Source organism: Mesorhizobium sp. WSM4821 (assembly GCF_055901555.1).
In genome coordinates, this window is sequence record NZ_CM148371.1 from 5,832,796 (window position 1) to 5,844,988 (window position 12,193).

General features: G+C 63.0%; 11 protein-coding genes. All 11 read left to right on the forward strand.

The window, feature by feature from the left end:
- Window positions 1-160 precede the first annotated feature (160 nt).
- The 11 genes from tssA to icmH are packed head-to-tail and all read left to right on the forward strand — an operon-like array spanning window position 161 to window position 12,193.
- On the forward strand, window positions 161-1,336 hold the full coding sequence (gene tssA, locus AC0NID_RS28565; protein WP_473455799.1) for a type VI secretion system protein TssA: 1,176 nt from the start codon (window positions 161-163) through the stop codon (window positions 1,334-1,336).
- Between the two features lie 6 nt (window positions 1,337-1,342).
- Entirely contained in the window at window positions 1,343-1,882 is a 540-nt protein-coding gene (tssB, locus tag AC0NID_RS28570; protein WP_473455800.1) for a type VI secretion system contractile sheath small subunit, read from the forward strand.
- Between the two features lie 3 nt (window positions 1,883-1,885).
- On the forward strand, window positions 1,886-3,391 hold the full coding sequence (gene tssC / locus AC0NID_RS28575) for a type VI secretion system contractile sheath large subunit (protein ID WP_145722233.1): 1,506 nt from the start codon (window positions 1,886-1,888) through the stop codon (window positions 3,389-3,391).
- Between the two features lie 49 nt (window positions 3,392-3,440).
- Window positions 3,441-3,896, forward strand: coding sequence for an Hcp family type VI secretion system effector (locus AC0NID_RS28580; protein ID WP_023801311.1), 456 nt, complete (start codon window positions 3,441-3,443; stop codon window positions 3,894-3,896).
- On the forward strand, window positions 3,883-4,635 hold the full coding sequence (gene tssE, locus AC0NID_RS28585; protein WP_473455876.1) for a type VI secretion system baseplate subunit TssE: 753 nt from the start codon (window positions 3,883-3,885) through the stop codon (window positions 4,633-4,635). The genes AC0NID_RS28580 and tssE overlap by 14 nt, the downstream gene beginning before the upstream one ends.
- A gap of 1 nt (window position 4,636) precedes the next feature.
- Window positions 4,637-6,511 (forward strand): type VI secretion system baseplate subunit TssF, encoded by a 1,875-nt coding sequence (tssF, locus tag AC0NID_RS28590; protein ID WP_473455801.1) that lies wholly within the window; start codon window positions 4,637-4,639, stop codon window positions 6,509-6,511.
- Window positions 6,475-7,578, forward strand: coding sequence for a type VI secretion system baseplate subunit TssG (gene tssG, locus AC0NID_RS28595; protein ID WP_473455803.1), 1,104 nt, complete (start codon window positions 6,475-6,477; stop codon window positions 7,576-7,578). The genes tssF and tssG overlap by 37 nt, the downstream gene beginning before the upstream one ends.
- Window positions 7,575-9,035 carry a type VI secretion system-associated FHA domain protein TagH gene (gene tagH, locus AC0NID_RS28600; RefSeq protein ID WP_473455804.1) on the forward strand — a complete coding sequence of 487 codons (1,461 nt, stop codon included), beginning with the start codon at window positions 7,575-7,577 and terminating at the stop codon, window positions 9,033-9,035. The genes tssG and tagH overlap by 4 nt, the downstream gene beginning before the upstream one ends.
- A gap of 4 nt (window positions 9,036-9,039) precedes the next feature.
- On the forward strand, window positions 9,040-9,492 hold the full coding sequence (tssJ, locus tag AC0NID_RS28605) for a type VI secretion system lipoprotein TssJ (protein ID WP_473455805.1): 453 nt from the start codon (window positions 9,040-9,042) through the stop codon (window positions 9,490-9,492).
- A gap of 39 nt (window positions 9,493-9,531) precedes the next feature.
- Window positions 9,532-10,866, forward strand: coding sequence for a type VI secretion system baseplate subunit TssK (gene tssK / locus AC0NID_RS28610; protein WP_473455806.1), 1,335 nt, complete (start codon window positions 9,532-9,534; stop codon window positions 10,864-10,866).
- A 4-nt stretch (window positions 10,867-10,870) separates the two neighbouring features.
- Entirely contained in the window at window positions 10,871-12,193 is a 1,323-nt protein-coding gene (gene icmH / locus AC0NID_RS28615; RefSeq protein WP_473455807.1) for a type IVB secretion system protein IcmH/DotU, read from the forward strand.

Here is a 12,193-nt window from a genome sequence, read left to right on the forward strand (position 1 = left end):
ATTCACATTCAGGATTCGACAATTATGACGCCGATATCGAGCGCCGGACTCGGCTGGCAAGCTTCCATTAAGATTGAGCAGCAACTGAATTGTGGTAAAGTGACGCAGTGTGATAACGTTGGGTCACGCACGGCACAGGGGCCGCTTGCTGGGGGTTGGTGTGATCGATCTCGCACTCTGGCTGAATCCGCTGGACGGTGAAAATCCGTCAGGGGAGGATTTGCGCAACGATCCAGCCTTTCATGAGCTGGAGCGCCTCACGGAACCGCAGGTCAAGGTCGTCCACGACGGCAACAACAAGGCCTCTTCGCAAAGCACCGTTCCGGTCGACTGGCCCGCCGTTCTCGACAAGGCGGAGCAATTGCGCGCGCATGGCCGGGACCTGCGCCTGCTTGTCATTGTCACACGGGCGCTGGCCAATGAGCAGGGGCTCGCCGGGCTCGCGCATGGTCTGACCCTTATTGCGCGGACCTTCGATCAGCATTGGGACACCATGCATCCGGCACTGCGGCCCAATGCTGCGCCACGCGACGCCGCCTTGCGCCGTATCAACGCCCTGCTCGACCTCCAAAATGGCCAGGACGGGTTACTGGCGAACTTGCGGCAAATGACGTTCTTTGCACCGCGCGCGATCGGACCGATCAGCGGACGCGATCTGGAGCAAGGCGCGCTCGACGAACGGGTCATGCTTCTGGAGGCGGCTTCAGGATTGAATGCGGCCGAAAAGGCGGCGCTGGTCAGCGCGCACAGTCAGCTTCTCAATCGGGTGCGCAGCGGATGCGCGGCGCAGGCTGATCAAGCCAATGCGGAGATGACGTCGCTCATCGCCGACGCGCAAGCGGCGATCACGGCTCTTGATGCGGTCGAGACGGCGCTCAACGTTCGTCTGGAGGACGGCGGCGCCGCCGTCCCGGAATTGAAACGCTTTCTGCAGCGTTTGCTGTCGACCCTCGAACGGAATTCAACAATCGGCGCGACGACGAACGGCGCGGCGAAGCCAGCCCCCACGACTGCAAGTCCGGAAATGCCTGTTCGAAACGGTCACGGAGCCGATCCTATGGCAAGCATGGCGAGTTACGCGGAACCGAGCACGGGGCTGCCTGACCGGATTTCCTCGCGCGACGACGTCGTCAAATGCCTCGACCTTGTCGTCGCCTTTTACGACCGCACCGAGCCGTCGAGCCCGATCCCGCACCTGGCGCGGCGCGTGCGCCGGATGGTGCATATGGATTTTGTTGAACTGATGGAAGATCTCGCCCCGTCGGGGCTGAAGGAATTCCGGCTTCTTGCCGGCGTTCCCGACGCCAAGAAGACGGCTCAGAAGGATGAAAGGTAACAAGCCATGCCAGCCGAAAGCAAAGCGAAGGTCATCGAACGAAATCGCGCACCGCGCGTGCAGATCGCCTATGACGTGGAGACCTATGGCAGCCCGACGACGATCGAACTGCCGTTTGTCATGGGCGTGTTGGCCGATCTTTCCGGCGCTTCACAGACCAAGGAAGCGTCGAAATCGGTGCTGGACCGCGCCTTTGTCGAGACCGACGCCAACCGCTTCCCCAAATTCATGGAGGCACTCGGGCCACGCGTCAAAGCCCGCGTGAAGAATACGCTGCCGCAGGCTGAAGGCGCCGAGCGGGACGAGGAACTGGCGCTTGACCTCACCTTCACCAAAATGGGTGATTTCGCGCCGGACAAGATCGCCGAGCAGGTTCCGCAATTGGCCGAAATCCTCAAGATGCGTCGTCAGCTCGAGGAACTTCTCGGCTTCATGGACGGCCGTGTCGACGCCGAAAAGCGCATCGCGCAGCTTCTGAACAACGAGCCGCTTCTCGGCAAGATCGCCAACCAGGCATTATCCGACGACGAAAAGGTTCAGGAGTAGATCATGGCCGAACAACAAAAAACCGCAGCCGTCGCCGCTGAGGCGGAAGCCATCGACCTGGGAGAATTCAGCGGGCTCCTCGAGAAGGATTTCAAGGTCAAGAAGGACGACAGCGAGAAGCTGCAGCAACTCGTGCGCAATCTTGCGCTCGCGGCGCAGTCCCGTTCCGACACCACGACCATCTCGTCCAACGCGATCAAGTCGATCAAGTCGCTGATCGCGGGCATCGACAAGATGCTGTCGGAGCAGGTCAACGAGATCCTGCACGCGCCGGAAGTGCGCGAAATGGAAGGCACATGGCGCGGCCTGTGGTATCTCGTCAACAACACCGAGACGGATCAGAAGCTGAAGATCCGGGTGATGAACATTTCCAAGGAGCAGCTCGCCGACACGCTTGAAGACTATGAAGGCCAGATGTGGGACCAGAGCCCGATCTTCAAGAAAGTCTATACGGACGAGTATTCGATGCTGGGCGGCGAGCCGATCGGCTGCCTGGTCGGCGCCTACGAATTCTCCAACCATCCGCGTGACGTCGGCCTGTTGCGCAACATTTCGGGCATCTGCGCCTCCGCCCACACGCCGTTCATCGCGGCCGCCTCGCCACGCCTGTTCCGCATGGACAGCTGGCAGGAACTGCCGAACCCGCAGGACCTGCAGATGATCGTCTCGAACCCGGCCTATGCTTCGTGGCAATCGCTGCGCGAGAGCGAGGACGCGCGCTACATCGGCCTGACCATGCCACGTGTTCTGGCGCGACTGCCGTATGGCTCGGAAACCGTTCCGGTGAAGGGCTTCACTTTCGAGGAAGAGGTGCAGGCCGATCACAACAAATATGTCTGGATGAACGCGGCCTTCCCGATGGGCGTCAACATAAACCGCAGTCACAAGCTCTACGGCTGGGGCACGCAGATCCGCGGCGTCGAGAACGGCGGCACAGTCATCAACCTGCCGGTGCACTCCTTCCCCACCGACGACGGATCGATCGCGATGAAATGTCCGACGGAGGTTGCCATCGACGACCGGCGCGAGGCGGAACTGGCCAAGCTCGGCCTGATGCCGATCCTGCACCGCAAGAACACCGATCTTGCAGCCTTCATCGGTGCGCATTCGCTGCAGGACGACGAGACACGCGCCGGGCGGCTGGTCGATCCCGACGCCCAGTCGAATGAACGGCTGAGCGCCAACCTGCCCTATCTTTTCCCGGTTTCGCGCTTTGCGCACTACCTCAAGGCCATTGCGCGCGACAAGATCGGATCGTTCAAGGAACGCTCCGACATGCAGATCTGGTTGACCGAGTGGATCAACCGCTACGTGCTGGCCAACCCGGCCTTCGCCGACGACAAGGCGCGCGCCAAGCGCCCGCTTGCCGCGGCCGAGGTCCAGGTCGACAGCGTGGAGGGGCGGCCGGGCTATTACAACGCCCGCTTCTATCTGCGTCCGCACTACCAGCTGGAAGGCATCAACGCCTCGCTCAGGCTGGTGTCGGAACTACCGTCCGTGAAGACTTGATTCGCAGCAACCACATCTTGTTCTGTTTTAAAAGCGGTGGAGAAAGACAATGCCAGTGAAAATTGATGGTTTTCTAAAGGTTCCGGATATCAAAGGTCCAAGCGTTCGAGACGGCCACGAGGATGAAATCGAAGTCCATGGGGTCGATTACAAGATAATCGCGCCGTACGATCCGAATTCGCTTTCACGCCGCGGTCGTGTGTCCCTGGGAATGATCAAGTTCACCAAGCACTATGACAAGTCCTCGCCCTATCTGAAAAAGGCGCTGTTCGACAACAAGGCGCTGGACGAAGTCGTGTTCTCCGCCCGCCGGACCATCGATGGGGAGACCAGCGACTATCTCGTCGTTACCCTGACCGACGCCTCGATCATGGAATACGACATGTCGCAGGCCGAGGACGAGGAAGACCTGATCGAGGAGGAGGTCAGCTTCGCCTACAAGAAGATCAAGTTCGTCTATGACAAGGATGACGAAATCGAAATGGATGTCTATGTCGGCAAGTGAGGCGCGGCGGCCCGGCGCCGACAAGCTACAGATCACCGGCAGTTCGCGAGCGAAGCGCGAGGCGGTCCAGCCCTCTCTTTGGGACCGCCTCGTCAATGACCTGCCGGGCGTGACCTCCGAGATCGACGGGCTGCGCCAGACCTTACAGGACGAACTTGGCGCGGAGCGTCTGGATACGCTGCTTGCGGGCAGCGCGCGGCTTATCGATGCCGACGCGGAGCTGACGTCCGATCAGAAGCGGCGCCTGCACCGCCTGGTCTTTCAGAGCCAGCACCGCGCCGAGATCGAAAGCCGCGGCGTGGTCGTATCGGCCCGAGTGCTCAGGGAAGCGGTGCGGCGCGACATCGAGGCCCTGTTCAACACCGAGCGTTTCGAAGCTGTTCCGCTTCTTTCCGATCTCGAGGGCGAACAGGCCACAGACAATCCGCCATCGCTAGCCGATTTTCCGGAGGTGCGCCGAAGTGTGGTCAACTACGGCGTGCCTTCCTTCTCGGGCCGTTCGTCCCGCGACTTTGATCGCGAGGCCCTGGCGCGCGAGATCCGCTCGGTCCTTGCCACGTTCGAGCCACGTCTCAAGGAGAGCGCAACAAAGGTAACGGTGACCCTTGGTGACAAGGTGGGCCTGAAGATCGAGATAGATGCTGTGCTGATCATGACGCCGACACCGGAACGCATGCGCCTGCGCACCACAATCAATCTCGACAACGGCTTGGCGCGGACCGAATTCAGGGAAAGCTGAGATGGATCGGGTCTTCGTAGAATATTACGAGGAGGAACTGACCCATATCCGCGGACTGGCGGCGGAATTTGCCGACATGCATCCGGCGGTGGCACGCAATCTTTCGCTGGATACCGTCCCCTGCCCGGATCCGTATGTCGAGCGGCTGCTTGACGGCGTCGCTTTCCTGGCTGCGCGTACCCGGTTGAAAGTCGATGCCGAGCGTTCGCGGTTTTCACGCAGCGTCCTGGATGTCCTTTATCCCGATCTGGTCACGCCGGCGCCGGCAACGGCGATGGCGGTGCTGAAACCCGGCCAGCAGGTCCAGTCGATGATTGCCGGCCATGTCGTCAAGCGGAACACGCGGCTGGTGTCCAGCCTGCAACCAGGCCTGTCGACGCGCTGCACATTCACCACCGCCCAGGACATGACGCTGTGGCCGATAACGATCACGTCGGTCAGCTACTTCCAGGATCGCAGCGGGTTGGCAGCGGCCGGCATAACACCGATCGGCGGCGTGAGCGGCGAGGCGGCGCTGCGTATTGCGCTGGCTCGGACCGGAAAAGGCAAGCTCGACGAACTGGCGCTTGACCGGCTTGATCTGCATTTTGCCGGGCGCACCAAGGCGCCATTGCTGTTTGACGCGATTTTCGGTGCCTGCTCGGCCGTTGGTGCACGGGCGGAGGGCAAGGCCAATCCGCTATCGCCTTTGCCGGGACCCGAAATGGTCGGCATCAGCGACGACGAGGCGTTGATGCCTCGTACCCGTCCGACATTCGAAGGCTACCGTCTGCTGCGCGAATATTTCATGATGCCCGAGCGCTTTCACTATGTGCGGGTTTCAGGACTGCAATCGGTCGTGCGCAGATGCCAGGCCGGCATCGAGATCATCTTCATGTTCCGGCGTCCGGTGCCTGAACTTGCCGATGTGACACCGGCGGATTTCGAACTTTTTGCAACGCCGATCATCAACCTCTTCGAGCGTGACTGCAACGTCATCGAACTCGATCCCCGCAGGACGCGGCAAGTGCTGCATGCCGACCGCACGCGGGCGCGGGATTTCGAAATCTATCGGGTGACCCGCGTCGAGGACGCCGACACGGAAGGCACCGACGCCGAAATTCCGGAGCTCTTCAGCCTGGGCCAGAACCGCAGCAGCGGCTGGGTCTATTCCACCGAACGGCGCCCTCGCCGGGCCACCGAAGATGAGCGGCGCGACGGCTTAACCCGCACCTCATACACCGGAGACGACGTTTTCCTGTCGATTTCACGGCCGGTGGGAAGCCCGGCCAACCGGCCGCTGAAGCGTGTCGACATCATGGCGCTTTGCACCAACCGCGATCTGCCGATCCTCGACGACACCCCTACCTTGACGCTGGAGACAGGCGACCCGGTCGAAGCGGTCCGGCTTCTCGGTGCGCTGCGCCCGCCGCAGCCGGCCATCCCGGCCGCCCTGCCCGCGGGCGCCGAAGGCGAATCCCGAGCCGACAATCTCGCCTGGCGGCTGGTGGCGCAGCTGGCGCTCAACTTTCTCAGCCTTGCCAAGGACGGTCGCGGTGTCGATCCGCTGCATGCGCTGCTTGATCTTTATGCCGACCGGGGAGATCCGAGCCTCGCCCGCAATGTGCACTCGATCGTTCGCATCGACTCGCGGTCTGTCATCGAACGGCTGCAGATTGATGGGCCGATGTGCTTCGGACGGGGCACGGAAGTGACGTTGCATGTGGACCAGTCGGTCCTGGCGGGGCAAAGCACATTGCTGCTTTCGGCCTTGCTTGCGCGGCTGTTTGCCCGTCATGCCGGAATAAACGGCTTCGTGCGGACCCGCACGCGGCTGCTGCAGAAGCAGGAGGATGTGCCATGGCCGATGACGCCCGGCAATCGCTACCTGATCTAGACAAACCCGACCTGGACCGGGTCGAAGGGCTGTCTGATGCATTCGACTTCTTCGAACTGTTGCGCCGGCTCGAACGGAGGGGCGGGCTGTTCGGCTATTCAGGCCAGGCGGATCGCGAGCCGGCAAGGCTGGGGCAGCATGTGCGTCTTAGCTTTTCGGCAAAGGACGTGGTTGAGTTCCGCGAAGCCAAGGACAAGACGCCGGGCAAGGACAAGTCATCGGGCAAGGACGGGGCACCGGCCCGGGTCACGGTCGCAAATCTCGGGCTGATGGGCCCGGAAGGTCCCATGCCGCTTCATTTGACACGCTGGGTGCTTGATCGTCTGTCGCAGCGCTGGTTCACCGGCGCTGACGCACAGCAGACCAGCGACACGACGTTCGTCGATTTCGTCAATATCCTTCAGCACCGCATGATCGCCCTGTACTATCGGGCCTGGGCGGATGCGCATCCGGCGGTACAGGTCGAACGTGCAGTCGGCGGCCGCGTAAGGGCCATGCTTGAAGCCATGGCGGGGATCGGACTTCCTGGCACCCACAATCCCGACCTCGACGCCGTAAAGCTGCGCCAGGCAGCATCGCTCGCCAGCCAGGTCGACGGTCCGGAGCGGCTGACGCTGTTCCTGGCGGAAGCGTTCAAGGTGCCGGTCCAGATCAAGGAGTTCGTTGCCACCTGGATGACCATACCGGCGACGCTGCAGACCCGCCTTGCCCAAGCTTACGCGGTGCTGGGCCGCGGGGCGACGATCGGCCCGCGCGTTTTCAGCCGCCAAAGCAGGATCGAACTCCGCGTCGGCCCGCTGGGGTATGAGGAGTTCAAGGCGTTCCTGCCGGGCAGTCAGCGTTTGAAAATGTTCAAACAGGCCGTTCGCGACATGGTCGGGGAATCGCTCGACGTCGACCTGCGGATCGTGCTCGCGCGAGACGCAGTGCCGCAGCCCCTTCTCGGGGCAGTACAGCTTGGCCGAACCACCTGGCTTGCGCGGCCCGCTGAAAGGGGCGATGCTGACGATATGCGGCTGCGGACAATTGTCGGATGGCGGCCGGAAATGGCGGGAGTCGCGGCATGAGTCTGCTGCTGACGCTGGAGCAAGGGCCACGCACCCAGGCGGTCCGGCAGACCCGGCTGGACGAGGGTGAGCTGGTGATCGGCCGCAGCGCGGACGCAGGCTGGCAGATCGACGATCCCGACATGTTCGTTTCACGCGCCCATTGCAGGATCAGCGGCGGGCGGGATGGATATTTCGTCACCGACACATCAAGCAGCGGATTGTTCATAGACGACTCCGACAGCCCGCTTGGCGCTGGCACGTCGGTGCGTCTTCAAAGCGGCATGCGGCTGAGGCTGGGCGACTACATCGTATGCGTCGACCTGCAGACGCCGGTCGCTCAAGCACCGGCTGCCAACCAATCGGTCCCGGAACGGTCGCCGCCGACGTCACGAGCGCCTCTCAGCATTGGCCGCGATGACTTCTTTTCAGCCACGGTCGAAGAAGAGCCGCGACGACCGCGTCCCGCCGATCTGCCGGACCCGTTCGAGCAGCCGGTCCCTGGGGCGTTCGAGCGGGCCAACCAGCGCAGTTCGCCTGCCTTCGACGACCCATTCAGCCTCGACCCGGTATCAACGCCCGCGCAGAAAGGCGCTTCCTATCCCGAACCACGTGGTGCGCCGGGCGCGGCGGACCCATTCGGCCTCGATCCGGTGCCTTTGCGCAACGGTGAAACCGAGGCCGCTCCAGGAAAATCATCCGAATTCGATGATTTCGGTTTCGGCCCGGCCGCATCGCCGGATTTGAGAAACGGCGCCGGCTCGACAGATCAGCGCCAACACATCGCCGGAAGACCACAGTCGGCCAATCCCTGGGATTTGCCGGCACAGGCGCCAGATATCCCTCCTCCGCCACGTGCGGGCGCTGCTCCCAAACCTGCCCCCTCCCCGGCTGCGGCGCAACAGGCGAACATGGCGCTTCGTACCGCGTTCTTGCGTGGCATGGGCATTGAGGAGGCCGATTTTCCCGGACGCGACAGCGTTGCGGAAATGGAGAAGTTCGGGCGCGAGTATCGGCTGATGATGGAAGGCCTGATGCAGCTGCTGCGCAAGCGGGCCGAGGAAAAGGGAAACGCTCGCGTCGCCCAGACGGTGGTCGGGGCCTCAGAAGTCAATCCGCTCAAGTTTCTGCCGACGGTCGACGACGCCATCGTGACCATCATCGCGGAGCGCAGCCCCGGATTTCTGGCCGGCGACGCGGCGATCGCGGACGCGGTCCGCGATCTTGCGCAACATCACGTGCGCGCCTGGCGAGGCGTGCAGTCCGCCTTGCGGCGGATGATCGACCGTTTTGACCCGGCAGCAATCGAGGAAGAGCTGAAATCGAGCTCCGCCATCGGCACACTGCTTTCGGGCGGGCGCAGCGCCAAGCTGTGGGAGCTATACCAGAAACGCCATCGTGAAATCGCCCAGAGTGCGGAATCGAGCTTCCTTGGCGAAATCGGCGCTGATTTTCGGGATGCATATGAGGAGGAGTGAAAAAATGATCGATCGGCGCGAATTTATCGTTGCCCTGGGCGCAACGGGGCTGCTTGCGGCCTGTCAAAGCGGTCCGCCAAAACCATCGGCGGTCACCGTCAACCTGACCGGCGCTGCCGGCATGAACCCGGGGCCAGGCGGCGGCGACCGGCCCGTGACGGTCCTTGTGATGCGGCTGCGCAGCACCGGCAAGTTCAATTCGGCAGACTATTTCGCGCTGCAGGGGGATGCCGGCTCCGCACTCGCAGGCGATCTCATCGGATCCGACCAGATCTCCGTCGGACCGGGAAAGACCGCATCCAAAACCATCACGGTCGAGCCGGACGCGGCTGCGCTGGGCTTTGTTGCCCTCATTCGCGAGCCTGGCGGCCGGACCTGGCGCACGACCAAGTCGGTGTCGGCGGGATCGAAGGTTACCGTCAACGTCACGCTTGGCGGCAGTGGCATTTCCGCCTAGCGGCCAGGACAAGAGGTGCTCGATGCAGAAAGTAGCGGCATGAGCGAAGCAAACAGGGTGCTGTGGTCCGAAGGCCTGTTTCTGCGGACCCAGCATTTTCAGCAGCAGGATCGGTTTTTCGAGGCGACCGTGCGCGGCGCGTTGCAGGCCGGGCAACTGCATACGTTCGGCTTTCAGCAACTGACGCTGGACCAGGCAATGCTCGATGCTGGCCAGGTCTCCATCCTGTCCGCACGGGGCATCTTTCCGGATGGTACCCCGTTCTCCATCCCAGACATGATGGATGCGCCACGGCCGCTGCCTGTCACCGCCGATACGGGCGCCGGACCGGTGCTGGTCGCATTGCCGCTCGAACCTGCCGGCGGTGTCGGCTTCGATCCGGCCCATGCCGCATCCACCGGAGCACGCTATCATGGGCGGATCGTTTCGGTCCGCGACGCCGTCCAGGGCGGTTCAGATCCTGAAGAAATCGAAGTCGCCCGCCCGCAGGCGCTGCTGCTTGCACCAGGAAAATCGGTGGGCGGCTACACCGCCCTGCCGATCGCCGACGTCAAAGGGGTCCGGGCCGATGGCGGCGTCTCCCTGGATGAGACGTTCCTGCCGCCGACCCTGGTTACCGGAGCAGTGGCCTGGTACCGGCAGTTGCTTTTGGAAGTTGTCACCGGCCTCGACCAGATCGCCGAGGCGCATGGCAAGATGGTCATGGGCGGGCCAGGGCGCAGCGTCGAAGACCTGCTGATGCTCAATCTCGCCAATGCGGCGCGTCCGCGACTGGCCCATATGCTGGCGCAGGATGTTTTCCATCCGGCCGAGCTTTACCTCGAGCTTGCCGGCCTTGCCGGTTCAATGGCGACCTATGGCTCGAGCGCGCGACGGCTGAGCGAATTGCCAGCCTACGATCACATGGCGCCCGGCCCGGCCTATTCGGCGCTGGCGGACGCCTTGCGCTCACTCATCCTGAGCCTGCGTTACATCGAGCCGAAATCACGCGCACTGCCCGTCATGCGGCATTCGACCAATGTCTGGAAAATCCGCATCGACAACCCGAAGCTGCTGGTGGCCAGCCGGATCGTCATCCGGGTCGGCTCCGAGCTGTCGGAAGACGCCTTGCGCAAGATTTTCGTCAACCAGGCGACTGTCGGTTCGGCCGATCAGTTCGAGGGCCTGTGGAAATCCCGTCTACCCGGCATTCCGCTGAAACCGCTTCATTCCCAGCCGCGCGAAATCCCCTACGATGGCGATCGGCTATGCCTTGAGCTGGATCAGAAGAGCGAGCACTGGGCTTCGCTGCTCGATGCCCCCGGCTTCGTCATTGGCGTGTCGGGAGTATTGCCGAGCGAGCCGCAGGTGGACTGCTATTCGGTAAACAGGTGAGACCATGAGCCGGGATGATCCTTTCGGACTGTCGGAGGATCGTGAACGTACTCGCATACGTCTGACCGGCGCGCCGATGCCGCGACCGATGACGCCACTCTTGTCGGGCGCACCGCTGAAACGGTCGCGTACGCATCCCAACACACTTGTCAACGCATTCGCGCCCCTGCTCGAGTTCGCGCCTGAGCTTGAAAGCGCGCTGCCGCCGGAAAACCCGGAGGCTCTGCGCACCCGGTTGCTCGACGAACTGGTTCGGGCACGCGATGCGGCAATGTCGGCGGGGTCCTCGCTGGAGCGCGCCGACCAGGCGGCCTGGGTGGTGGCGGCGTTGCTCGACGACCTGGCCTTGAACACGCCATGGGGTGGCGCCAGCGCATGGCCGCGCCAGCCGCTTGTGGTCATGCTTCGAGGCGATGTCGATGCCGGCACGCAGTTCTTCACGCGTCTCGACGAACTGGAGCGGCATCCGAACCGGGATCGCGAGCTGCTCGAACTGCAGTATCACTGCCTGGCGCTCGGCTTCCGCGGCAAATATCGTGTACCAGGCCGGTCGGGCGACCGCTCGCTCAATGCCGTTCGCGTTGCTGCGGCGCGCTTCCTGCGCGATGCCGACGCCGACGGCGCGCCGCTGTCGCCGAACTGGAAAGGCGTGATCGCATCCGACGAGCCGCAGCGCTTCATCGTTCCGATCTGGGTGATGGTGCTCGCCGCCGCTGTTCTTGCCACCGCAATCCATATCGGGCTTTCGATGGGGTTGAGCAGCCAGGCGGTCGAGCTTTCCACGCTCGTTCGCGCGCTGCCGCCGCCCACGCGCAGCGATATCAGCCGCGTCTCGCCACAGGTCGACGCACCGCCACCGGAGGCGGTGGATTTCGCGCTGTTGCCGGAGTTTCAGGCCGCAGCGCCGGCAAATCTCCAAGCCGCGCTCCGTGGCACCGAGAGCGTCTCGTTGGCCAAGCTGATCATCCAGGCCTCCAACCCCGAACTGTTCCAGTCGTCGCGGCCACAACTGACGGAAGGCTTCGAGCCACTGATCGGATCGATCGCCAAGGTGATCCTGGCCAACCAGGAACTGATCGGCAACATCACGGTGGTCGGCCATACGGACAGTGTTCCTCTGCAAAGGTCCAACCCGCTCTCCACCAACCAGCGGCTGTCGGAAGCGCGCGCAGCAACCATTGCCGAGATGCTGATCCAGAACGGCGTGCCGCAGGACCGCATTCGTTCCGAAGGCCGCGCAGCCACCGATCCAGTTGCCGACGACAGCACTCGCGAGGGCCGGGCCTTGAACCGCCGCGTCGAGGTGCTGGTCGAAAAGAGGCTGTGA